The 22,941-nt window shown below is 69.3% G+C and carries 22 protein-coding genes and 1 pseudogene; 12 read left to right on the forward strand and 11 right to left on the reverse strand.

Annotated elements, in window-relative coordinates:
• Positions 1-4: 4 nt before the first annotated feature.
• Entirely contained in the window at positions 5-1,192 is a 1,188-nt protein-coding gene (locus DKM19_RS28635) for an outer membrane lipoprotein carrier protein LolA (protein WP_110699792.1), read from the reverse strand.
• A gap of 157 nt (positions 1,193-1,349) precedes the next feature.
• Between DKM19_RS28635 and DKM19_RS28640 the strand changes: the two genes are divergently transcribed.
• Complete coding sequence (locus tag DKM19_RS28640; protein ID WP_110699794.1) at positions 1,350-2,024, forward strand: response regulator transcription factor; 675 nt, start codon at positions 1,350-1,352, stop codon at positions 2,022-2,024.
• Positions 2,014-3,552, forward strand: coding sequence for a cell wall metabolism sensor histidine kinase WalK (locus tag DKM19_RS28645; protein WP_239513637.1), 1,539 nt, complete (start codon positions 2,014-2,016; stop codon positions 3,550-3,552). The genes DKM19_RS28640 and DKM19_RS28645 overlap by 11 nt, the downstream gene beginning before the upstream one ends.
• 136 nt (positions 3,553-3,688) lie before the next feature.
• On the opposite strand, the gene folP is transcribed toward DKM19_RS28645, so the two are convergent.
• Entirely contained in the window at positions 3,689-4,522 is an 834-nt protein-coding gene (folP, locus tag DKM19_RS28655) for a dihydropteroate synthase (RefSeq protein ID WP_110699796.1), read from the reverse strand.
• Positions 4,523-4,606: 84 nt separating this feature from the next.
• Positions 4,607-5,476 carry a LysR family transcriptional regulator gene (locus DKM19_RS28660; protein WP_110699798.1) on the reverse strand — a complete coding sequence of 290 codons (870 nt, stop codon included), beginning with the start codon at positions 5,474-5,476 and terminating at the stop codon, positions 4,607-4,609.
• A gap of 594 nt (positions 5,477-6,070) precedes the next feature.
• On the opposite strand from DKM19_RS28660, the gene DKM19_RS28665 reads away from it, so the two are divergent.
• Complete coding sequence (locus DKM19_RS28665) at positions 6,071-7,855, forward strand: LCP family protein (RefSeq protein WP_239513638.1); 1,785 nt, start codon at positions 6,071-6,073, stop codon at positions 7,853-7,855.
• A 324-nt stretch (positions 7,856-8,179) separates the two neighbouring features.
• On the opposite strand, the gene DKM19_RS28670 is transcribed toward DKM19_RS28665, so the two are convergent.
• Entirely contained in the window at positions 8,180-10,228 is a 2,049-nt protein-coding gene (locus DKM19_RS28670; RefSeq protein ID WP_110706057.1) for a spermidine synthase, read from the reverse strand.
• A 171-nt stretch (positions 10,229-10,399) separates the two neighbouring features.
• Here DKM19_RS28670 and DKM19_RS28675 point away from each other — a divergent pair, with 171 nt between their 5' ends.
• Both DKM19_RS28675 and DKM19_RS28680 read left to right on the forward strand, forming a co-directional pair.
• A complete protein-coding gene (locus DKM19_RS28675; protein WP_110699802.1) occupies positions 10,400-11,752 on the forward strand; it encodes a S8 family serine peptidase in 1,353 nt (450 codons plus the stop codon).
• 9 nt (positions 11,753-11,761) lie between these two features.
• A complete protein-coding gene (locus DKM19_RS28680) occupies positions 11,762-12,004 on the forward strand; it encodes a hypothetical protein (protein WP_110699804.1) in 243 nt (80 codons plus the stop codon).
• 167 nt (positions 12,005-12,171) lie between these two features.
• Here DKM19_RS28680 and DKM19_RS28685 read toward each other — a convergent pair whose 3' ends face one another.
• Positions 12,172-12,714, reverse strand: a complete 543-nt coding sequence (locus DKM19_RS28685) for a carboxymuconolactone decarboxylase family protein (RefSeq protein ID WP_110699806.1) — start codon at positions 12,712-12,714, stop codon at positions 12,172-12,174.
• A gap of 204 nt (positions 12,715-12,918) precedes the next feature.
• Here DKM19_RS28685 and DKM19_RS28690 point away from each other — a divergent pair, with 204 nt between their 5' ends.
• Entirely contained in the window at positions 12,919-13,467 is a 549-nt protein-coding gene (locus DKM19_RS28690; RefSeq protein WP_110699808.1) for an RNA polymerase sigma factor, read from the forward strand.
• Entirely contained in the window at positions 13,464-14,330 is an 867-nt protein-coding gene (locus DKM19_RS28695; protein WP_110699810.1) for a hypothetical protein, read from the forward strand. Before DKM19_RS28690 ends, DKM19_RS28695 begins: the two co-directional genes overlap by 4 nt.
• A 224-nt stretch (positions 14,331-14,554) precedes the next feature.
• Here the strand turns inward: DKM19_RS28695 and DKM19_RS28700 are convergent, their stop codons facing one another.
• From DKM19_RS28700 to DKM19_RS28710, 3 genes are read right to left on the reverse strand one after another with little or no spacing between them, the layout of a single operon-like run.
• Entirely contained in the window at positions 14,555-15,298 is a 744-nt protein-coding gene (locus DKM19_RS28700; RefSeq protein ID WP_239513639.1) for an ABC transporter permease, read from the reverse strand.
• A complete protein-coding gene (locus DKM19_RS28705; RefSeq protein WP_110699812.1) occupies positions 15,295-15,495 on the reverse strand; it encodes a hypothetical protein in 201 nt (66 codons plus the stop codon). The genes DKM19_RS28700 and DKM19_RS28705 overlap by 4 nt, the downstream gene beginning before the upstream one ends.
• Entirely contained in the window at positions 15,492-16,295 is an 804-nt protein-coding gene (locus tag DKM19_RS28710) for an ABC transporter ATP-binding protein (RefSeq protein ID WP_110699814.1), read from the reverse strand. The genes DKM19_RS28705 and DKM19_RS28710 overlap by 4 nt, the downstream gene beginning before the upstream one ends.
• A gap of 76 nt (positions 16,296-16,371) precedes the next feature.
• On the opposite strand from DKM19_RS28710, the gene DKM19_RS28715 reads away from it, so the two are divergent.
• From DKM19_RS28715 to DKM19_RS28725, 3 genes are all read left to right on the forward strand, one after another.
• Complete coding sequence (locus DKM19_RS28715) at positions 16,372-17,040, forward strand: TetR/AcrR family transcriptional regulator (protein ID WP_110699816.1); 669 nt, start codon at positions 16,372-16,374, stop codon at positions 17,038-17,040.
• A gap of 93 nt (positions 17,041-17,133) precedes the next feature.
• A complete protein-coding gene (locus DKM19_RS28720; RefSeq protein ID WP_204358286.1) occupies positions 17,134-17,622 on the forward strand; it encodes a nitroreductase family deazaflavin-dependent oxidoreductase in 489 nt (162 codons plus the stop codon).
• A gap of 349 nt (positions 17,623-17,971) precedes the next feature.
• Positions 17,972-18,841 (forward strand): ion transporter, encoded by an 870-nt coding sequence (locus DKM19_RS28725; protein WP_110706059.1) that lies wholly within the window; start codon positions 17,972-17,974, stop codon positions 18,839-18,841.
• Between the two features lie 231 nt (positions 18,842-19,072).
• On the opposite strand, the gene rpsD is transcribed toward DKM19_RS28725, so the two are convergent.
• Positions 19,073-19,687, reverse strand: coding sequence for a 30S ribosomal protein S4 (gene rpsD / locus DKM19_RS28730; RefSeq protein ID WP_110699820.1), 615 nt, complete (start codon positions 19,685-19,687; stop codon positions 19,073-19,075).
• An 87-nt stretch (positions 19,688-19,774) separates the two neighbouring features.
• On the opposite strand from rpsD, the gene DKM19_RS28735 reads away from it, so the two are divergent.
• On the forward strand, positions 19,775-20,512 hold the full coding sequence (locus tag DKM19_RS28735) for a DUF2470 domain-containing protein (RefSeq protein ID WP_110699823.1): 738 nt from the start codon (positions 19,775-19,777) through the stop codon (positions 20,510-20,512).
• A 500-nt stretch (positions 20,513-21,012) separates the two neighbouring features.
• On the opposite strand, the gene DKM19_RS28740 is transcribed toward DKM19_RS28735, so the two are convergent.
• On the reverse strand, positions 21,013-21,591 hold the full coding sequence (locus DKM19_RS28740) for a ClpP family protease (protein ID WP_089208204.1): 579 nt from the start codon (positions 21,589-21,591) through the stop codon (positions 21,013-21,015).
• 344 nt (positions 21,592-21,935) lie between these two features.
• Here DKM19_RS28740 and DKM19_RS28745 point away from each other — a divergent pair, with 344 nt between their 5' ends.
• Positions 21,936-22,538 (forward strand): copper chaperone PCu(A)C, encoded by a 603-nt coding sequence (locus DKM19_RS28745; RefSeq protein WP_110699825.1) that lies wholly within the window; start codon positions 21,936-21,938, stop codon positions 22,536-22,538.
• A 133-nt stretch (positions 22,539-22,671) separates the two neighbouring features.
• Here the strand turns inward: DKM19_RS28745 and DKM19_RS28750 are convergent.
• Positions 22,672-22,782: pseudogene (locus tag DKM19_RS28750) on the reverse strand (transposase); the annotation flags it as partial.
• Positions 22,783-22,941: the final 159 nt, after the last annotated feature.

Consider the following 22,941-nt stretch of genomic DNA (forward strand, 5'->3'; position numbering starts at 1 on the left):
CCGCTCATTTCTGCCCGGCCGCCTCGGCCAGCTTCTCGGGGGTGACCGCGCCGACCAGCAGGCGGCCGTCGTCGGTCAGCAGCGCGGAGACCAGCTTGGTCTGGATGACCTTGCCGCTGCCCCACGTCCCGCTGATCGGCTTGGCCGACTTCAGGAGGGCGTCGACGATGGCGTTCGCGTCCTGCCCGCCGGGGCCGCCCTGCTCCTTCGGCGCCTGACCCTTGAGGTCCTGCGCGGAGAAGGGGAGAACCGCGACCGTGGTCCAGCCGTCGCCGACGGTCCTGACCTTCTCCCTGAGCCCTTCGGCCCCCTTCTGCTCGGCCTTCGCCCGCTCGGCGGCGGCGAGGGCGTCCAGTGGATTCTCCTCGACGACCTTCGCGCCCGGGGGCGGGGTGAAGGCGAAGTTGTCGGCGGAGGGCGGGGTGAACGTGACCGAGGTGAAACCGACCTCGAAGGCCGGCTCGGCCGCGCTCTTGGCGTAGACCTGGACCCGCAGCGGGACGAAGGTCTCCCCGTCGAGTGCCAGCCTGACCTCCTTGACCAGGGACGAACCGTCCTTGGGCGCGAGGACGAGCTGGTAGGCCGCGCGGTCGGCGACCTTCTCGGTGTTGGTGACGCTGACCACGGTGTCGCTGCCGGTCTCCTTCAGCAGCTCCTGGGCGAGCTGCTGCGGGGTGGTCGCCGTGGGTAGTGCCTTCTGGGCCTCCCCCGCCCTGGCCTGGGCCGCCTGGGCGTCGACCTTGATCCGGGTGGCCTTGTTCGCCTCGCTCTCCCACAGCCAGGCCTGGTCGCCGTTGACGATCAGGTCGGTCTCGCTCATCCGCCCCGGCAGGGCTAGCCGGACCTGGTTCGTCCCGCCGTACCAGAGCTTGAGCTCGTGGGAGCCGGCCAGCAGCGCCACGGGCGAGGAGCCCCCCATGCCCAACACGGCGGGCAGTCCGGGAAGTCCGAAGGAGGCGGTCTGCATCACGGTGCCCGACATGGGCTTCAGCCCGGACCGGGTGGCCTGGGCGGCGTCCGCGAGCAGCTGCTCGGCGGTGCGCTCGGGCAGCACGGGATCCCCCTGAACCGCCGCGATGACCGGTCCGGAGGCGATGGCCCCGGCGACCAGCACGACCGCGGCGATCGGCACGGCCCACTTCACCGCGTGGCCCTGTCTGCTCTGTCTGCCCTGGCTGGCTTGATCCGGCATCTCATTCCTCCACGCTATGGCGTAAACCCTGTCACTCGTCAGCTTGCGCGACGGGTCCTGTGCCGAAGCTGAGACAGACTGAGAGGGCTCACAGGGTTCTCAGCCGCCTCTCAGGTCGGCTGGTCGAAGATGGGCGTCCACGGTGAAAGGGGCAGCTATGCGGGTTCTCGTCGTAGAGGACGAGCGGCGGATGGCCGCGGCGCTCCAGCGCGGGCTGCAGGCCGAGGGGTTCGCGGTCGATCTCGCGCACGACGGCGAGGACGGCCTGCACCTGGCCCGGCAGGGTGAGTACGACGTGGTGGTGCTGGACATCATGCTGCCCAGGCTCTCCGGCTACAACGTCTGCAAGCAGTTGCGGGCCGAGGAGAACTGGGTGCCGATCCTGATGCTGTCGGCCAAGGACGGCGAGTACGACATGGCCGACGGGCTCGACCTGGGCGCCGACGACTACCTGACCAAGCCGTTCTCCTACGTCGTGCTGGTCGCCAGGCTGAGGGCGCTGCTACGGCGAGGGGCCAAGCAGCGCCCCTCCGTACTGCGGGCCGGGGACCTGTCGCTGGACCCCGCGCGGCGCCGGGTCGCCAGGGGTGAGACACCCGTGGAGCTGACGCCCAGGGAGTTCGCGCTCCTAGAGTATCTGATCCGCCGCCACGACGAGGTGGTCTCCAAAACCGAGATCCTGGAGCACGTCTGGGACACCTTCGACACCGATCCCAACGTGGTCGAGGTCTACGTGGGCTACCTGCGTCGCAAGATCGACGTGCCGTTCTCCAAGAACGCGCTGCAGACCGTCCGGGGGTCGGGATACCGGCTGGTCGGCGATGGCGGCTGATCCGGCCGCCCACGGGGCGCGTCGCACGGTCGGCTGGTGGCGGCGTAAAAGCCTGCGCTTCCGGCTGACCGCGGTGGCCTCGGCCGTGCTCGCGGTGGCGCTGGTCGTCTCGGCCTACGTGATGCTCGGCGTGCTCGGAAGATCGCTGATCGACACCATCGACGAATCGATCTACCAGCGGGCACGGGAGACGGTCTCGCTCGCCGACGCCGGGCGGCTGCCGGACGGGATGACCTCGCCCGACGGCACCCTTCTGCAGGTGCTCGACGCGACCGGGCGGATCACCCACGCCACCACCGGCACCGACAGGCTGGTCCCGCTGCTGGACGCCGAGGAGCGGCGAACCGCGATCGGAAGGGGCGAGGCCCGATTCCTGGACGGCGCCCCCTACGGGATCCCCCACGTGCTACGGGTCCGGGTGCTCAGCGCCGACCGGGGGCAGGCGGTGATCGCCGCGCGTCCCTTCAGCGAGGTGCAGACCAGCATCAGCACGGCCGGGCACGTGCTGATCGTCGGCACGCCGCTGCTGCTGATACTGCTCGCCGCGGCCAGCTGGGTGATCATCGGCGGGACCCTGCGGCCCATCGCCGCGCTGCGCCGGGGCGCGGACGAGATCACCGGCACCGCCCGCTCCCGCCGCCTGCCGGTGCCCGAGGCCCACGACGAGGTCCACAGCCTGGCCACCACGCTCAACGCCATGCTGGCCCGGCTGGAGAAGGCCGACACCCGGCAACGGGCTCTGGTCTCCGACGCCGCGCATGAGCTGCGCAGCCCGCTGGCCAGCATCCGGCTCCAGCTGGAGGTGGCGCTCGGCTATCCGGAGGGGCAGGACTGGCGGGAGACGGCCGAGGGCGTGCTGGAGGACACTATGCGCCTGTACCGGCTGGCCGAGGACCTGCTCGCGCTGGCCCGCCTGGACGAGCGCGACGGCGCGCCGGCGCGCAGGGAGCCGGTGGAGCTGGACCAGCTGGTCCCGCAGACCGCCGAGCGGTACGGCGAGGCCGTCACCGTGAAGATCGCGGGCGCCCCGGCCGGCCGGCCGGAGGACGCGGGCCGGACGCCCGGGACGATCGAGTCGCCGGCAGAGGTGGAGCGGACCCACGAGGTGATCGAGCTTCCGGGAGAGGCGGGCCGAGCCCACGAGGCGATCGAGCCGGCGGAGGACTCTGGACGGGCGGCCGGGGCGATCGTGGTGACGGGGGACGCGCTGGACCTGGGGCGGGTGCTGGTCAACCTGGTCGACAACGCGCTGCGGCACACCACCGCCCCCGTGGTGGTCGAGCTGCGGACCGAGGGGGCCGACGCGATACTGACCGTCACCGACGACGGTCCCGGCATCCCCGAGCCCGACCGGGAGCGGGTCTTCGACCGGTTCACCCGGCTGGACAGCGCGCGCAGCCGCGACGAGGGCGGGGCGGGGCTGGGGCTGGCGATCGTCCGCGAGACGGTCCACGCCCACGGCGGCGCGGTCCATCTGGAGGACGCCTCCCCGGGCCTCCGGGCCGTCGTACGGCTTCCGCTATCTTGACCGAGGCTTGCCCATCAGGTTACGGCCGCCGTACTTTTCCTGGCCTAGCTTCTAGTCCATGACTTTCGCTGACATATCCGGCAGGCAGCGGGAGACGACCCTTCGTGACGGCGTCGCGGCCCGGCATCGAGGCAGGCTACCCCCGCAGCTTGGCGACGGTGGCCAGCGCGGTGCGGGCGGAGGCGGCGTCGTGCACCCGGAAGACCCGGGCGCCCTGCCAGGCGGAGACCGCGAGGGTCGCCAGCGTGCCGGCGTGGCGCTCGTCGACCGGGAGGCCTCCGAGGGTCTCGCCGACGAAGTCCTTGTTGGAGACCGCGACGAGCACCGGCCAGCCGGTGGCGACCATCTCGTGCAGGCGGCGGCTCACCTCCAGGGAGTGCCAGGTGTTCTTGCCGAAGTCGTGCGCCGGGTCGATCAGGATCGACTCCCGCGGAACTCCCGCCGCGACGGCGCGATCGGCCAGATCCGCGGTGTGGCCGATGACATCGGCGACCACGTCGGCGTAGGCGATGCGGTGCGGGCGGGTGCGGGGGGCGACGCGTCCGGCGTGCGCGCAGACCAGGCCGATGCCGTGCTTGGCGGCGACCCTCGCCAGATCGGGGTCGACTCCGCCCCAGGTGTCGTTGAGCAGGTCGGCGCCCGCCTCGGCGACGACCTCGCCGACCTCGGCACGCCAGGTGTCGACACTGATGATCAGTTGAGGGTGGCGCTCTCTGACCGCCGCGACCAGATCGGCCACCCGGCGGATCTCCTCCGCGGGGCTCACCTCGTCACCGGGGCCCGCCTTGACACCGCCGATGTCCACGATGTCCGCGCCGTCGTCGACGGCCCCGTTCACCGCGTCGAGTGCCGCCGCGAAGCCGTACGTCCTGCCTCTGTCGAAGAAGGAGTCGGGGGTGCGGTTTACCACAGCCATGATCGCGAACTCGCCGGGCCGGAACTCACGGCCACGCAGGCGCAGGATAGTCATCGAGACCGAGCCTATAACCCGGTGTCGGAGAGGCCGGCGCTCCCACCTGCGCCGCCTCTGGGGAAACAGAAAACCAGCACGTTCCTAGGCGGCCGACCCACTTTCGGCCACGGTCAGGAACTCTTGGGCGATGGCGGGCAGCCGCCGTCGCGCGTGGACAATGGCGATCACCCGGCGGACCGAGGGATCGAGGGTGCGAACCACCAGCCCTGCCCGGGTGGCCTGTTCGGCCATCCCCCGGTACCAGAGCAGCGAGGCCGTACCTGAGCGGACCGTGTTCAGCCAGTTGCCGCGCTCGTCCAGCTGCGCCGCCACCACCGGGGTGACGCCGTGCTTGGCGAACAGCGCGTCGAACTCCCTGCGCCGTGAACTGCCGGGAGCCGGCAGTATCAGCCGCATGCCGTTGAGCCTGCTCATCGGCACCGGGTCGGGCAGGTTCACGCCGGGCGGGGAGATCAGGACGATCTCCTGACGCTCGAGCGGGTGACTGATCAGGTCGGTGGGGACGGGCAGGTCCGTCAGGCCGAGATCGGCCCTCTGGTCCCTGATGGCGCTGATCACGCCGTCCCGTCCGTCACAGCGGACGATGTGGACACGAACACCGGGATGTTCGGCGGTGTAGGCGGGAAGGAGACGTCCGGCCAGCCCCGGCTCAAGGCTGGGGGTCGAGGCGATGCGGAGTTCCGCCTCGGACGAATGGCCATGCGTGGACAGTGCCTCGATCTCGCGAACGGCGTCGAGTGCCTCCCGGGCCAGCTTGACGACCCGGCGTCCCTGTGCCGTGACAACCACGCCACGTCCGGAACGGGCGAACAACGTCATCCCGAGCTCTCGTTCCAAGTCCCTAATCGCACGTGAAAGTGCAGGTTGTGCGATGTACAGCGACCTGGCCGCGTCGGTCATGGTGCGATGCTCCGCCGTCGCGACCACATAGCGGAGCTGCTGCAGATTCATGACTTTGAAGCTAGGACACAGCACCTGGCTGGGTCCCGCACATCGCGGAGATCACCTCGGATGATTTCGGAATGTAACCGAATGCAGCGACATTAGTGACGTATGAGAAATCAGTATCCTTACGCCCTAAATTCGACAAACGTCCAAGCCCTCGCGGCCATATCGGACGTCTGGGGCAACGGGGAGACAGCACGGCAGGCGGTGGACGATATCCCCCACCACCGCTTCCACCCTCGGGCCGCCCACCTCCCGCGCCCCGTCCCTCGTCAGGACCCGACTCCGGTGACGCCCCGGCCATGCTTCGGCGACCGCGTAGTGTAAGGGGCCATTAACCACAAATTGGTCATCTGTCTTCCATGTCCATGTATGAGGGCTAGAATCCTGACAATTCCGTGGAATCAGGGAACCTTGGCTGTTTTGCCAGGTGGACCGGGATAAGACGTAGTAGGAAGCGGTGTGACGATGCGCCTTGGGCAAGACTCGGGGGATCTCGCCAGTGAAGGTGGGAAACGGCGCCCCCGGCGGCGCAGCGCGGGCCACGGCCCGGATCCCGACGGCACGGACGGCTCATCCGACGCGCAGGGACCATCTGAAGTGCGAGGATCGGCCGACGCGCAGGACCCGGCCCTCCCGCGAGCCCCCCGGGACGGGCAGAGCCGACAGTCCGCGCAGGACCCGCAGGACCCGCCTCGTTCGCGAGCCCCGCAGGACGGGCAGAACCCGCCCGACGGGCAGGGCCGGCAGCCCGCGCGGGATTCGCAGAACCCGCAGGACGTACGGCCCGAGCAGGCACCGGGGGCCGCGGGGGACCCGTCGGCCGAGCCGGCACGGCGTCACGCGCAGGACCCGGCGGACGTACAGCCCGAACAGGTGCGGGAGACCGAGACCCGGCCCTCCGGCCACGCCCCCAAGGGGCGGATGCGGTTCGCCAAACCGCTGACCACCCCCGCACTCGTCGGCTGGACCGCCCTCTCCGCGATCCTCCCGGGCGCCGCCCACCTGCGCGCGGGCCATCGCCGTACCGGCTACATCCTGCTCGGGATCTTCGGCGCGCTCCTGCTGACCGCGCTGATCGGCGGGCTCGTCATGGGCACGGACATCGCCGGCTTCGCCGCCCAGGACGGCGCACTCCTGGGCGGGACGGTCCTGGCCGCGGTCGGCGCGCTCTGCTGGTTCCTGCTGGTGCTCTCGTCCTACATCTCCCTGCGGCCCAACCGGCTGAGCGGCAGAGGCCAGATCGTGTCCGGCATCGTGGTGGGCGTGCTCTGCGTGTCGGTGACGGCGCCGTTCGCGCTGGTCGCGAGCACCGTGCTGACCATCAAGGACGCGGCCAACAGCATCTTCCTGAGCGCCACGAACAACCCGGCGGTGGCCCCGGTCAAGGACGAGGACCCGTGGAACGGCCGCGACCGGGTGAACTTCCTGCTCGTCGGCGGCGACGGCGCCGGCAACAGGGAGGGCGTGCGGACCGACAGCATGACCGTGGCCAGCGTGCAGACCAAAACCGGCAACACGGTCCTGTTCAGTCTCCCCCGCAACCTGCAGCACGTCCGCTTTCCCCCCGGCACCCCGCTCGGCAAGCAGTTTCCCGACGGCTACATGAAGGAACTGCCCAACGGCGGCCTGCTCAACGAGATCTGGCAGTACGCCGAGGAGCACCCCGATGTCGTACCGGGCAAGACCGGGCAGCGAGGCCCCAAGGCCCTCATGGACGCCATCGGCTACACGCTCAATCTCAAGATCGATTACTACGCCCTGGTGAACATGTTCAGCTTCGCCCACCTGGTGGACGCCATCGGCGGGCTGAAGATCCGGGTGGACAGCGACGTCAAGTGGGGCGGCCACTTCGGCACCGCGGGCACGATCAAGGCCGGTTACCGGACGCTGTCGGGCGAGGAGGCGCTCTGGTACGGCCGCTCCCGCGTCGACAGCGACGACTTCTCCCGGATGGGCCGCCAGCGCTGCGTCATCGGCGCCTTCGCCCAGCAGGCCACTCCCCAGGTCGTGCTCACCAACTTCACCAAGATCGCGGGTGTGGCCAAGCAGGCCAGGACCGACATCCCCCGCGAACTGCTGCCGCACCTCGTCGAACTCGGCCTCAAGGTCAAGGACGCCAAGATCTCCAGTCTCCAGTTCGTGCCGCCGGACTTCTGGCCCGGCTCCGCCGACTGGCAGAAGATCCGCACCGCGACCGCCAAGGCGCTGCGGCAGCCCGTCCGCCGCCCCCAGGCCGCCGGTGTGACGGCCTCCCCCGGCGCGAGCGGCGTGACGCCCGCCCCCAAGCCCACCAGGACCGCGACGGCGCTGCCGAGTCAGACCCCCACCCAGAACGGCAGCAAGGCCGCCGCCCAGTCCCTCACCGACCTCTGCGGGTTCTGACCCGTCCCCACGCCTTCTCCCCACCACCGCCCGTAAGTCCTGTGGCCCGCACTCCTCGCGAGGAGTGCGGGCCACAGGTTTTTCACCGGGGTTCCGAGCCCGCCACCGGCACCCGCCCTACAGCCGGCGCGGGAGCCGGTGACAGCAGGTGTCCGCGCTCAAAGGAGGGCGGGCCACAGGGCTCTTCGGGGCTCCGGACCCGTCACCGGCGCTCGCCGTACGGCCGGCGGAGGGCCGGACTCACCGTACGGTCGGCGGCGAGTCCGGCGAAGGGCCGGCGGGATCCCGTGACGGCGGATGCCCGTGCTCAGCGGATGCCCGTGCTCAGGCGATCCGGGCCGTCCTGGGCAGCAGGGCGAAGGCCATGAGGTAGATCAGGCCGGCCACGATCAGCAGGGCCTGGTAGCCGACGACGAGCGCCAGATACTCCAGGCAGCCGCCGACCATCGCGCCCAGCAGGTTCGCGCCGAAGGCCAGCGTGCCGTTCTCCGAGTCGGCGAAGCGCTTGGCGAACACCACGTTGGCCGCGAAGATCGGCAGGAACGCCACGACCACGGCGACCACCGCGCGCACCGGCAGCGGCAGGCCCAGCAGCCAGGAGTTGGGCACCAGCCAGGCCAGCACCAGGCCGCCGAGGAGCACGCCGTACATCACGGGCAGGGATGGGACCCGGAAGCGGCGCGTCACCTCCACCGCGGCGAGCACGGCGACCAGCACCCCGCCGAACACGATCGCGTTCACCACCCAGGTGGTGCCGAACAGCAGCGCGAACCCGGTCACGTTCTTGGTCTCCAGCAGCAGGAACGCCACGCCGAGCAGGAAGAGGTCGGCGTAGGGGCGCATGCGCCTGTACGGACCGGCGACCGCGCGGACCGCGAGCATGCTCACGATCAGGATCAGACCGAGAGTGATGATGTAGATCTGCGGGATCGTCCGGTCCTTCAGGTAGAGGAAGGGCCGGTCGTCACCGGTCGGCGGCGGGGTCTCCGCGGTCGCTCCCGCCCACTCGGCGGCGCATCTCTGCGTTTCGTTGGTGAGCCCGGCGGTGATCACGGCCTGCTGGCCGGCCTCGCTGACGACGTCCACGCACGGCTTGTGGCCGAAGGCCGCCTGCATGGTGGAGCCGAGCCGGTCCACCAGCCAGTTCTCGCGGTAGTAGTTGTACATCGAGAAGACGCCGTCGGGCTTGAGGTGGTCCCTGGCCGCCTCCATCGCCTGCTGGGTGAACAGGTAGCTCTCCAGGCGCAGCGAGCTCGCCCCGGAGACCAGGGTGAGCGAGTCGGGCAGCGCGAAGAGGATCAGGTCGTACTTCTTGTCGGAGTTGCGTTCCAGGAAGGCCCGGCCGTCGGTGACGTGGGCGGTGACGCGCGGGTCGTCGTAGGGCTTGTCCGGGTGGTAGGTGCGGCCGAGTTCGAGCAGCTTGGGGTCGATCTCCACGGCGTCCACCCGCTTGGCGCCCTTGGACAGCGCGATCGACACGTCGGTGCCGCTGCCCGCGCCCACGATCAGCACGTCGTCCAGCTTGCCCGAGGCCGACCGCGCGTACGGCAGGCCGTACTGGCCCTCCCACTCCAGCTTGCTCTTGGCCGGGGTGGCCTGCTGGTGCGGGATGCCGTTGACGCTGATGTCCATCAGCGGCACGCCGTTCCACAGGGAGTTCTTGTAGGTCACCTTGTAGTAGGGCGACCACAGCGCCCCCGCGGTCAGCGTCTCCATGCCGAGCGCCCCGACGATGACCAGCGCCGGCACCGCCAGCGCCACCCGCGCCCAGACCGTACGGGGCCAGAGCAGCACCGCGTAGGCGATCGCGGCGATCGCTCCCCACACCACGGGGGGCGCGCTGAGGAACGACAGCGCGGTGAACAGCCCGATGCCGGTGAGGCTGCCGATCAGGTCGTAGCGGTAGGCCTCCAGCCGTTCCAGCTCGGGGAAGCACCGCCCGACCAGCTCCGCGGGGCCCATCAGCACGATCGCCGCCGCCGTGAAGATCACGGGCAGGATCAGCCAGGCCGGCGGACCACTGGTGCTCAGGCTCGTCCAGTACAGGATGCCCTCGGCCTGCCGGTCCACGGTGACCGGGAAGAGCAGGATGATCGGCACCAGGATGGCCAGCACGATCGGCGAGTAGTAAGGCTGCCGCGTAGTGCGCCCCACGCGAAGAAAACCGAGTCCGATGCCAAGGAACGAGCCGAGCAGGACGAAGTTAGTGAAATAGCTCAGGTGAACGATGTTCGATCCGGTCCACCGGATCAGCGCCAGCTCCAGGAAGAGCATGAAGGCGCTGGCCACGATCAGCCTTGGCCGGGTGCTCAGCCAGTGCGTGGGCCGGACATCGGGGTGTGGGGTTGGCGTCGTCTCCGCCGCTGCGGTCATGCCGTACAACGCTAGTGATCGTCACCTTCTCAGGGAAGGAAATTCACGCCTGCGGTTTGCCGTGTTTGAAGGACATGAGCACTGGTAGACGTGAAATGGACGGGTGGACATGATCAATGCCGATGAAGGAACGTAGGGGGACTGGTTCCCCCTGAATCCCGGTGGTGCGTCATGCGTGTCCTGATCCAGCTCCGCCCCTCCCCGGACGTCGTCGCGGCCGTGGCCGACCCCACCGTGACCATGACCACGGCCGACGTCTCCTCTCCCCTTCCCGGCGTCGTGCTGGACCCCTCCTTCACCCCGGTCGCCGTGCCCCGTCCCGTGCCCGGCGCCGGAGGCGATCCCCTCTCGCTGCACCAGCCGCTGACGTTCTCCTTCGCCGGCGACCAGGCCACGGTCCTGGTCCGCGGGGAGATCTCCGACGACGAACTGTCCACCCGGCTCACCCTTCTTCCCACCCGCCGTCGCGAGGTGGTGGGGGTGTTCGCCGATCCGGTGATCGAGCCGATCCTCACCTGCGGCGGTGACGCCCCGGTGGGCGACTGGCGCGACGTGGAGCGGCTGCTGCACGTCGCCGAGCTCGCGGGCGAGGGCATGGACGGGTCCGGCGTGGCGCTCGCGGTGCTGGACACCGGCATCAACGCCGCACACGTCGCCGAGCACCTCGGCCGGGACGTGATCCTGGACTCGGGCCGCAGCTGGAACCCCGGCGGAGTGAGCGGCACGGCCGGCACATTCAAAGTGGACCACGGCACGATGTGCGCGTTCGACACGCTCATCGCCGCCCCCCGGGCGACGCTGATCGACATCCCCGTGCTGCTCTCCGAGCGCCCGGGCGGATCGGCCCTGGACGGACTGCTGTCCGACGCGGTGGCGGCACTCGCCCACCTGCGCACCGTCCTTGAGGACCAGCCCCTGGAGTCGCGCTCCCTGGTGATCAGCAACAGCTGGGGCTCCTTCTCCCCGCGCTGGGACTTCCCCGTCGGCCATACCGGCAACTACTCCGACAGCCTGGCCCACCCGTTCAACCTGATCGTGTCCAGCCTGGACCAGGCGGGAGCCGACGTGCTGTTCGCCGCCGGAAACTGCGGACGCGACTGCAAGGACGGCCGGTGCGCCTACCCCGAGCGCCCGATCGGGGGCGCCAACTCCCACCCCGGCGTCCTGTCCGTCGGCGGCGTGGACACGCTCGGCAAGCGAGTCGGCTACTCCTCCCAGGGCCCCGGCCGTCTCACCGCCAACAAGCCGGACATCTGCTCCTACACCCACTTCTCCGGCTCGAAGGCCTTCGGCGACGGCGAGCCCGACTCGGGCACCTCCGCCGCCTGCCCGGTCGCCGCCGGCCTCGTCGCCGCCATCCGCACCCTGTGGCCCTCCTCCCGCCTCTCTCCCGCCCAGCTCCGCACCCTGCTCCGCCGTACCGCCGACGACCGCAGCGACGTCGGGTTCGACTACGACTACGGCTACGGGATCGCCGACCCCCTGGGAATGATCGACTCGTTGCGGCGCGCGGCTCGCGCGTAGCGTGAAATCATGCTTCTTGTCACCGTAAGACTCCCGCCCGGGGCGACGCTCGCGCAGGCCGTCAGCCACCTGGGGCTGACGGAGAAGGACGTCGACACCGGCTACGGCCTGGTGCTCATCGACCGCGTCGACCCCGACCGGAGTCTGTACGGCTTACGCGTGAGCGAGGCCGCCGCCCGCCGCATCGATCCCGCGGCGGGCGAGGGCCCCCACTCCGACCCCAGGATCGAGCCGTACGGCCCGCCGAGCTGAGAGTGTCACCGGGGCTCGCCCGTCGAGGACGGACCCCGGTGACACGGGCCGTCCGTGCCCGGCTTTTCCGCGAGGCGAGCGGTCCCGTGATGCGGCAGCCTCCGGGAACAGTTCGATGTCCCGGACGAAGAGGAGGAAAAAGCGCCGCCCCGGTCGCGTAGTGCCTGTCAACCGCCGTAGCCGTGTTCGACGATGTGCCTGGCCCTTTTCGCGTACGGCTCGGGGCCGTCGGGTGCCAGCGTGCCGAGCCCGTCGACATACCGGTTGTACATGCAGAACGCCGCCGCGATCAGCACGGTGTCGTGGATTTCCAGATCGGTGGCCCCCTCCGCACGCGCGGCCGCGACCATTTCTGTGGTGACCTTGCGTCCGTCGTCCCGCACCGCGCCGGCGATACGCAGCAGGGCGCGCAGCTTCGCGGAGATCGGCGCGGAGTCCAGATCCGCGCGTACCTGATCGACCAGGCTCATGCCCTCGTCGAGCTGCGCCGCGGCGGAAGCCGAATGCGACGCGCAGCAGAACGTGCACTCGTTCAGACCCGACACGTACGCGGCGATCAACTCCCGCTCTCCCGGTGCCGGCGAATGAGGCCCGCGCAGCAGAGCCTCCGCCAACTCGTTGAGCGGCTTGGCCGTCTCCGGCCGGAACATCAGGAGACCGGCGATACCGGGAAACAGACGCTCATCCACCCCAAGCTCGATATGTGCCATGACATCACCCTTCCAGGGGATCGGTAGCTATTGATCGCATGCTCGTCCCGAGCATCCACCCATCCTTGGTTGCCGGAGGCAATCGCAACAGAGGGTCGGATCGGTTACCGAGCCGGCTCGTCCGGCCTGAAATTCTGCCGTCGCTCGCGGACACGTATGAATCGAAACCCCCGGAGTGCTCGGAAGGCCTGACAAGGATGACGCGTGGATGAAACAGACGACCGGTCCCGGTTCGAGGCCGTGTACCGGCGAACGTACGAGCAGATCCTCGGTTACGCCATGCGTCGGTGTTCCTCTCCCGAGGACGCGGCCGACGTCGTGGCCGAGACCTACGTGATCGCCTGGCGGCGGATGGACGAGCTTCCTCATGGCGAGGCCGGCAGGCTCTGGTTGTACGGCGTGGCCCGGCGCGTCCTGGCCAACCACCGTCGTGGCGAGCGGCGCAGAACCACCCGGCACGCCGAGCTCACGGCCGAGGCCGAGCTCCTCTACCCTCCGCCCTCCCCTCAGAGTGGGCCCGACGAGGTGGGCCAGGCCATGGACACGCTCTCCGGCGACGATCGCGAACTGCTGGCCCTGGCCGTCTGGGAGGAGCTCGATCCCGGACAGATCGCCGAGGTGCTGGGCTGCTCACGCAACGCCGCCCGCATCCGCCTTCACCGGGCCCGCAAGCGCTTCGCCAGGGCCCTGGCGAAGATCCGCCCATCGGTCCGTCTCGAGGCACGGCCGCTCATCGAGAGGGAGTCACGGTGAACAACGACCAGATCTTGAGGAACCGGGCGAGGGTGCTGGACGAGGACCTGGCCGGCCGGGCGTCCACCGCGGGGGCGGACGCGCTGCTGGCGGAGATCGTCCTGCTGGAGCAGGTTCCGACCCGGCGACGACGCATGCCCTCTCCTCGCCGCGTCCTGCTCGGCGTGGCCGCGACCGCCGCCCTGACGGGAGTCCTCGTTGTCGGACCGTCCCTGTTCGGGGCATCCGAGCAGGTGTACGCCAGCCAGGCCGTGACGATCGACCGCGAGGGTGACCGGTACGCCTTCTACATCACCGACGGCGATCCCGACCCTTCCGAGCTGGAGAAGGCCTTCCGCAAGGTCGGCCTGGAAAACATCACGGTGAAGTTGATCCCCGTCTCGCCGCGGCAGCGATCCCCCGTCGTCGGAGTCGACCTCGGCAAGGCCGGCTCCGGTGCTCGGGCGTCGGTCACCGTGTCCGACTGCGCCGAGCGCGTCGAAGGATGCCTGACGGCCTTCCGCATCACCGCCGACCTCCAGGGTCCCGCGCAGTTACGCCTGGGCCGCCCGGCGAAGCCCGGCGAGAAATACGCCTACCCCGCCGACGCGAGCTGGCCGGGCGAGGCGCTGGCCGGAGTGACGCTCCAGGGCCGATCCGCAGGCGAGGCGACCCGCGTCGTGCGCGAACACGACCTGAAGGTGGCCTACGAGCTCGACTGGCCGCTGAGGAGTGGAGAGCGAGGCTTCCAGAGCGAGGAGAACGTGCCCGCTTCCCGCGTCGATCCCAGCTGGGCGGTGGCATCGGCTGAAACCTACAACGACGGCGTGATCACCCTGCACGTCGTGCCAGGCCCGGACGCGACCCCGCCGCCCGGATTCTGACTGATCCGGTCTGATCGATACGCATGCGCGGACCTGACGTTCCGAAGGAGCGGATTGAGCCCGGTGCGGGTGAGCGGTCGTTCGCGCGAACGACCGCTCACCCGCACCTCGGTCCCTGGCCGGTCAGTGGGGAGGGCTTTCGGCCGGACACCCGGCTACCGCCGCCAAGGAACGTCTGCGCATCTCTCAGGTTGATTTCAGCCTGACGGGCGCGCGACGAAAGGTCAGGCGTTCTCGCGGTTGAAGACCCGGGTCCCCACGGCGACGCAGATCCCCGAGAGGACCAGGGTCACGGCGACCCCCACGGCCACGGTCCCGGTCGCGTAGCGCCCGTCGAACAGCTCGCGGATGGCCTCGAGGACGTAGCGGAACGGGGTCGCCCGCGACAGCGCGTCCAGCCAGCCGGGAGCCATGGACATCGGCAGGAACGCGCCCGACAGCAGGAGCAGCGGGACGATCGCCGTGCTCATGATCGGTGCGAACAGATCCGGGTTCATGGTGAGCGCGATCGCGTTGGACAGCGCGGCCAGGCTGACCCCGAGCAGCGTCATGAGGACGAGCCCGGCCAGCACCCCGGGAAACCAGGCGCGCATGCCGAAGGCATAGCCCATGACGATCAGCATGACCGACTGGATCAGCAGTGTGAGGGAGCTGCTCAGCACCCGGCCGAGCAACAGGGAGACACGGTGGGCCGGGGTGACCCGAAGCCTCTCCAGCACACCGGAACGGGCGTCGAAGACGATGCCGAACCCGGCCAGGCCCGCGCTGAGCAGGCCCACCTGGATCAGCAGGCCGGGGACCAGCGTCTCCCAGGTGCCGATCGTGGCGAACAGCGGGCCGAACAGGATCAGGTACAGCATGGGCTGGAGCACGCCGAAGATGATTCCGGCTCGTTGCCGCAGGGAGATCCTGGTGTTGTGCCGGAAGATGAGCCAGGTGTCACGGACGATGTCCATCGGTTCGTTCATCCCTCTTCATTCGCCACGCGGGCGACGCGTACTTCGCTGACCGCTCCGTCCACCATGCCAAGCCCGCTCCAGCTCGTCGGGTCGCTCATCATGGTGAGCCCACTCCTGTTCATCGGGTCGCTCACCATGGTGAGCCCGCTCCAGCTCGTCGGGTCGCTCACCATGGTGAGCCCGTCCCTGCTCGTCGGGTCGCTCATCGCCGCTCACCCGCCGCACGGGCGGCTCGCCGCTCGTCCGCCGCTCCGCCGGCCGTCTGGGGTTCGCCGGCCGGGTCGTCCCTCAGGGAGCGGCCGGTGATCGACAGGAAGACGTCGTCGAGGGTGCCCGTGCCCTTGAGCTGGGCCGGAGTGCCCTCGGCGACGATCACTCCGTGGTCGATGATGAACAGGCGGTCGGCGAGCGCGTCCGCCTCGTCGAGATAGTGGGTGGTCAGGAAGACCGTGAGACCGTGCTCCTGGCGCAGGCTCCTGATGTGGTCCCAGAGGTCGGCCCGGCTCTGCGGGTCCAGTCCCGTGGTGGGCTCGTCGAGAAAGAGCAGGGACGGCCCGTGGACCAGGCCGAAGGCGAGGTCGAAGCGGCGGCGCTGGCCGCCGGAGAGCGCACCGCCGGGCCGGGTCTCCAGACCCGCGAGGCCGAGCAGGTCGAGCACCTCGCGGACCCGCTCGCGGACCCGCGCCGGGTGCATGCCGTACAGCATGGCGTGGAGTTCGAGCTCCTCCCCCACGGGGGTCGCCGGGTTGATCCCTCCGCCCTGGGACACGTAGCCGATGCGCCGCCGCACGCTCCGCGGGTCGGCGAGCAGGTCGTGCCCGGCGACGGTGGCGGTGCCTCCCGTAGGGCGGAGCAGGGTGGTCAGCATGCGCATGGTGGTCGTCTTTCCGGCTCCGTTCGGGCCGAGGAATCCCACGATCTCTCCGGCCTCCGCGGCCAGATCCACGCCCCGGACGGCCTCGACGCCGCCGGGAAAGGTCTTGCTCAAACCTGATGTCTTGATCACTTGATCGCCTCCATTTTTAAAGTAACACCAATTTTGGTGTCAGTCCAAAATTTACTCGGCACCATAGAATGAGCCCATGAGCGAGGGCCTGCGCGAGCGCAAGAAGCGGGAGACCAGGGAGCGCATCTCCGACATCGCGACGGGGCTGTTCCTGATGCGAGGCTTCGACAACGTGACCGTGGCCGAGGTCGCCAGGGCCGCCGACGTGTCGGTCAACACGGTCTTCAACTACTTCCCGACCAAGGAGGACCTGCTCTTCGACCGGCAGGAGGAGGTGGAGTCCCTGCCCGGCAAGGTCGTGCGAGAACGGAAGCCCGGAGAGAGCGCGCTCGAAGCGCTGCGCCGAGACTTCCTGGACGCGCTCGACACCCGCCACCACAGGTACGGCTTCCACGAGGGGAGCGACACCTTCCACCGCATGCTCAGCGCGAGCCCATCGCTCAACGCCCGGCTGCGGGAGATGGACGAGGCAAGGGAGCAGTCCCTGGCCGGAACGCTCGCCGACGAGATCGACGCCGATCCCGACGACCTCGCTCCCGCGTTCGTCGCCGCCCAGATCTGCGCGGTGCTTCGCAGGCTGACGTCGTATGCCGTGCAGCGCATGCTCGCGGGCGAGGCGGTCGACGCCATCGCTCCGGATCTGAGACACCGGGCCCATCAGGCCTTCGACCTGCTGGAGTCGGGCATCGGCGACTACGGTGTCCGCCGGGAGAGCGCCTCCCAGGTCACCGGATCGGGGAATTGACCCAGCGCTTGCTGGATTTTATCGTGAGGGCGGAAGCCGGATCAGGAGTGCACGGGATCTCGGATCGGGACCGCACGGGATTGCGAGATCGTTGTGGGTCGACGCCCCCTCGGGATGCTCAGGCCGTTCGTCCAGTGGCTGGCGGCGACCGACGCCTTCGCCAGGATCGGGCTGAAGACCGTGCCCCGGATGGACCTGGCCGTGCACCGTCTGACCAGGGGCAGGCTCCTGCCGAGCGACCAGGTGATCCCCACGCTCGTTCTCACCACGACCGGCAGCAGGAGCGGTGAGCCCCGCGTCGCCCCGCTCGCCTGCCTGCCCGAGGACGACGGCGGCTTCCTGATCGTGGGCTCCAACCTCGGCCGCGCGCACCATCCCGCCTGGAGCGGCAACCTGCTCAAAACCCCGGCCGCCACGATGAGCTTCCACGGCCGGGAGTTTCCCGTCACAGGCCGCCTGCTGGCCGGGGAGGAGCGGGCCGAGGCCTGGGCGCGCCTGCTCCAGGCCTGGCCGGTCTACAACCGCTACACACAAAAATCCGGCCACGACCTGCGCGTCTTCCGGCTCTCCCCCCGGCCGTGACCGCAACCGGGTGAGAAGATCCGACACTTCTCCCCTGGCCGTGCCCTGTGGGTCCTCCAGCCCTCCCACGACCGTGACCCGTGGGTCCTCCAGCCCTCCCACGACCGGGCAAGGAACTTCAGCGCTTCTTCCCCAGCCGTGACCCGTGGGTCCTCCGGCTCTTCCCTCAACCGTGACCGCAACCGGGTGAGAGGGTTCAGCGTTTCTCCTCCGGCCGGACTTGGGGCGTCGACGATGACCGGAGCGTTCCGGCCCGCCCGGTAGCACCGAGGCGATCCCCGGCATTTCGGTCATCCGTTATGATCTTCACCTGTACTCGGCCCTCCGACCCCCGGGAGTCTTCGTGCCGGTGCGCGAACGCGTTCGTGCCGCCCTCGAGACCTCACGTTTCCAGCAACTCATCATTGCGGTCATCGTGATCAACTCGGCGACCCTGGGCCTGGAGACCTCCGCCACCGCTGTCGAGAACTACGGCACGGCGCTCATGGTCGTCGACCACCTGGCGCTCTACATCTTCGTCGCCGAGTTGTGCGTCAAGATCTACGCCTACGGCTGGCGGTTCTTCCGGAACCCGTGGAGCCTGTTCGACACCGCGATCGTGGCGATCTCGCTGATGCCCATGGCGGAAGGGCTCTCGGTACTGCGGGCGCTGCGCATCCTGCGGGCGCTGCGGCTGATCTCGGTGGTGCCGAGCCTGCGCAAGGTGGTCACCGCGCTGCTCGTCGCGGTGCCGGGGATGACCTCGATCGTGTTGCTGCTCGGGCTGGTGCTCTACGTCACGGCGGTGATGGGCACGAAGCTCTACCACCTCACCGCGCCGGAGTATTTCGGGGACCTGCCCACCTCGCTGTTCACCCTTTTCCAGATGATGACCGGGGACGCGTGGTCCGACATCACCCGAGAGGTGATGGCCCAGCACCCGTCCGCCTGGGTGTTCTTCGTGGTGTTCATGCTGGTGTGCACCTTCGTGGTGCTGAACCTTTTCATCGCGGTGGTGGTCAGCGCCATGGAGGAGGAGCACGCGGAGGAGTCCGTGAAGGCGACCCAGGATCTCGGGGTGGCGGTGCTCACGGAGCTGGCAGAGCTCAGGGCGGAGATGCGCGAGCTGCGGGAAAAGGTCTCCACGACGTCCGGCGACAGCGATCAGCACCTGAACGGCTCGTCGCTGCCGGCGACCCGATCCAACCGCGAACGGCCCCGGCAGAAACGACCCCGCTGACACGCTCTCCGGGGCAGGCCTCCAGGCCGGGGTAAGCGAGGATTCCGGCGCGCGATCCGGCAGAGGCTGCTCCAGCGGAGGCCTTCGCCCTGATGGGACCTCGGCTCTGATGGGCCCCTGGGCCACGGCGAGGCCTCAGCTCGGACAGGTCTGTCCGATGGGTCTCGTCTCCGATAGGGTCTCCGCGGAGTGGGCCCGCCGCCCGGGTGGGCAGCGGGCCGGCGCTCCGGATCAGCGGGAGTAGAACTCCACCACGAGCTGCTCGTCCACCGGGACCACGATCTGCTCGCGCAGTGGACGGGCGAGCATGGTGAACCGGAGTTCGGCGTGGTTGACGTCCAGGTAGGACGCGACCCGGTCGTCCGCGTAGAGACCCTCGGCCGCGGCGACGAACGGCTGCATGCCGCGTGACTTCTCCCGGACCGCGATGACCTGACCGGGCTTGACCAGATAGCTGGGGATGTTGACCTTGCGGCCGTCCACGGTGATGTGACCGTGCGTGACGAACTGGCGGGCCGCGTAGATGGACGTCGCAAGACCGGACCGCAGGACGAGTGAGGCGAGACGCGTCTCCAGCAGCACCACCAGTTCGGCTCCAGAACGGCCGGTGCTGCGCAGCGCCATGTCCCAGTAACGGCGCATCTGCCGCTCGGAGACGTCGTAGTACCAGCGCAGCTTCTGCTTCTCCATCAGCCGCAACCCGTAGTCGCCTGTCTGCCTCCGGTTCGTCTTGCGACCGTGCTCACCCGGCGGGTAGGGCCGCTCCTCGAAGTGGCGGACGGCCTTGCGGGTCAACGCGACGCCTGCTCGGCGGGACAACCGCACCTTGGGTCCGGTGTAGCGCACAGTCACTCCTTTATGGTTAGGTTCACCTTAGTGAGGCAAGCCTAACCTTATACATAGGAACTCCACGACCTCAAGGAGAGCCGGTCCATGCCGCATCCCGTCACCGCCGCGCCTACCCCCGAGCGGGTCCGCACGCTCGCCGCCACCGCCGCTCCCACCCACGTGTCTCTCGTCGGCACGTCCCGGCCCGCGATGCCCGCCAAGGGCGGGGTGGACGGCGCGGGCCGTCCGGTGCTCCTCGTCCTGCCGGAAGACCCGCTCTACGGCATTTCGGATGAGTCGGTGGTGACCGTGGACCTGACGGCGAGCCGTTCCCTCGGGGATCACGAGCTCTCGCGTGGCCTGCTCAAGGTGCAGGGCTGGGTGCAGGCCGTACCGGCGGACGAGGCGAGGGAGACAACGGTGGCGATCGCCGAGCGCTGCCCGGATGAGGCGCTGTTCGAAGCGCTGGAGACCTTGGAGACCGCCACCGGTCCCCGGCTGCTCCGCGTCGACGTCGGCCGGGTGATCTATCTCACGGGACCGGAGTCAGGCGTGCTGGACGCCGAGGAATACCTCGACGCCACCCCCGATCCCCTGTGGGGCGAGGCCGAGCGCATGCTTCACCACGTCAACAACGCCCACCGCGGCCAGTTGGAGACAGCCCTGGGCTCCCTGCTCGCCGCCCCGGTCGCCGAGGCGTGGCTCTGGGAGCTCGACCGTTTCGGCGCGACCGTCCGCTCCGGCATCGACGACCCGACTCTGATCCGGCTCCCCTGGCCCGCCCCGATCACCGACGCCCGGTCCCTCGAACACGCCGTACGGTGCCTGCTCTGCCACCACTGAAGGGGCACGTCCTCCAACGCCCCCGGCCACCGGATGAACCGTCCCGCGTAAGGGAGACGTCCCGCGCCCCGCATGGTTTCATCCGGCCACCGCCGGAGGAACCGCCCTCAGCACCCCCCTGCCACCGTTGGAAAACGTCCCGTGCGAGAGAGCCGTCCCGCCCCCCACGGCCTCATCCTGCCGCCGAGGGAACTGCCCTCAGCACCCCCGGCCACCGTTGGAGAAATCATCCCGCGAGAGGGACCCGTCCCTTGGTATCCCCGGCCACGGTTAAGAGGCCGTCCCACATGAAGGAGCCGTCCCAGGCGGTCACCCCCCGCCGCGCCCGCAACAGACAGGCGTGACGCGCCGCTCCCTCCCCGGGGGAGACGGCCCGCCACGCCCTTGTCCGCGTCGCCCCCATGCTGCGCGACGAACTTCCCCGTGGCTCCCGGGAAAACTCCGCACCGGTTCGGCATGTGCCGCGTTGGGCGCGGGGCTCTCCTGGGAACGGAGAACCGCTAAACGTGTGACGCCACCTCGTTGGTGTTCTGGATGACCTCGTCGACGAGGCCGTAGTCCTTCGCCTCGGTGGCCGTGAACCAGCGGTCGCGGTCCCAGTCTTCCTCGATCCGCTCCAGCGGCTGACCGGTGTGGAAGGCGATCCGCTCACGCATCATCTGCTTGGTGTAGAGCATCTGCTCGGCCTGGATCGCGATGTCGCTGGCCGTACCGCCGAGGCCGCCCGAGGGCTGGTGCATGATGACCCTGGCGTGCGGCAGGATGTATCGCTTGTTGGGCGCACCGGCGCAGAGCAGGAACTGCCCCATCGAGCCCGCGATGCCCATACCCACGGTGGCGACGTCATTGGGGATGAACTGCATCATGTCGTAGATCGCCATCCCGGCCGTCACCGAGCCGCCGGGCGAGTTGATGTAGAGCCAGACATCACGCTCGTCGTCGTCTGCGGAGAGAAGCAGAAGCTCCGCGCAGATCCGGTTGGCGACCTCGTCGTTCACCTCGCTGCCGAGCACGACGATCCGCTTGCGCAAGAGCCGCTGGTAAAGCTGATCCTCAGGCACGAACTGTGGTGAGGTCATCTTTTCACCTACCCCGAATCAAGAGTTTACGAATAGCGAATACCAGCGACCCTAGCCCCGTCCGGCGCCACGGCTTCGGTCCGTTCGCTGTGAGCACGTTCCGCTGACAGCGCAGGACCGGTAAATTTATTTCACGTCCGGGACACGGCCCGGCTCCGGCGGGAAGACGCCCCCGCCGTGTGTGATCATTGCCGGATCATGCCCGTGACCTCGCCCTTTCGTCTCACCCGAGCCTCGGCCTTCGCCATGGTGTGCCTCGGGTCGAGCGTGACTCCTCCGGCGCTCCCGCGCGCCTGTCGAGCACGGCTCCGAGCGCGGCGCCGTACATCCGGAAAGGCCTTTTCATGATCATTCAACGTGCTCTTTCCGCCGGGCTCCTCGCGGTCCTCACCACCGCGTCGGTGAGTGCCTGCGGTGCCCAGGAAATGGAGCCCCAGTCCACCCAGCGGCCCGCCCAGCAGGCCACCGAGTCCACCCAGCAGGCTGCCCCGCCCGCCGGAAGCCCTGCCGCCGGCGTTCCCGCGCTGGCGATCACCGACCCGTGGGTGAAGGCCACCAAGCGCGGGATGACCGCCGCCTTCGGCACCCTGGTCAACAACACCGACGCCGACGTGACCGTCGTCTCCGGTGCCTCTCCCCTCTCGCCGGAGATCGAGCTGCACGAGATCGTCGGTTCTGGCGACAAGGCGATCATGCGTCCCACGAAGGGCGGCTTCGTCATCCCGGCCCGTGGCACGCACCGGCTCCAGCCCGGCGGCGACCACATCATGCTGATGGGCGTCACCAAAGCGGTGAAGCCCGGTGCCAGGATCCCCTTCACTCTTACCCTCGCCGGTGGCCAGACCCTGGAGTTCACCGCGGTCAGCAAGACCTTCGCCGGCGCCAGGGAGAGCTACCGCCCCGGCAAGAACAAGAGCGACCACGGCACGGACGAGGGCGACAACTGAGCGAAGCGCTCCCGCGAGAACCTCGCACCAGCCGGAGGAAACCGGCTCTTCACAGTTGTGGGTGTGGTTGCGGTCCGAACCCGCCGGCTTCGTGCAGGCTCCCGGCGATGTAGTCGGTGAGGTTGCGGAACCCGAGGGCATCCCCGGCCAAGCGCACGACATGAAAGGGGTCCATGACGGCGTCGGGGAGCACCTCGGCGGTGGCGGTCTTGAAGCCGGTGAAGCCGTCCATCGCGACGACTCGAGGTCTTCCCGATGGGTCCTCTGCACCCCTGCGCGGCCTCCCGATCTCGGCCGCGCACGGAGTGAACGGCCCCCGGGACGCCGCGGCCCCGGACGCCGGCATGAATGATCGGGGGGTTAGATGAACCGGACTTGTGCGGCCCTCAACGGCAAGCCGGTC

Source organism: Streptosporangium sp. 'caverna' (assembly GCF_003203775.1).
Taxonomy (GTDB): domain Bacteria; phylum Actinomycetota; class Actinomycetes; order Streptosporangiales; family Streptosporangiaceae; genus Streptosporangium; species Streptosporangium subroseum.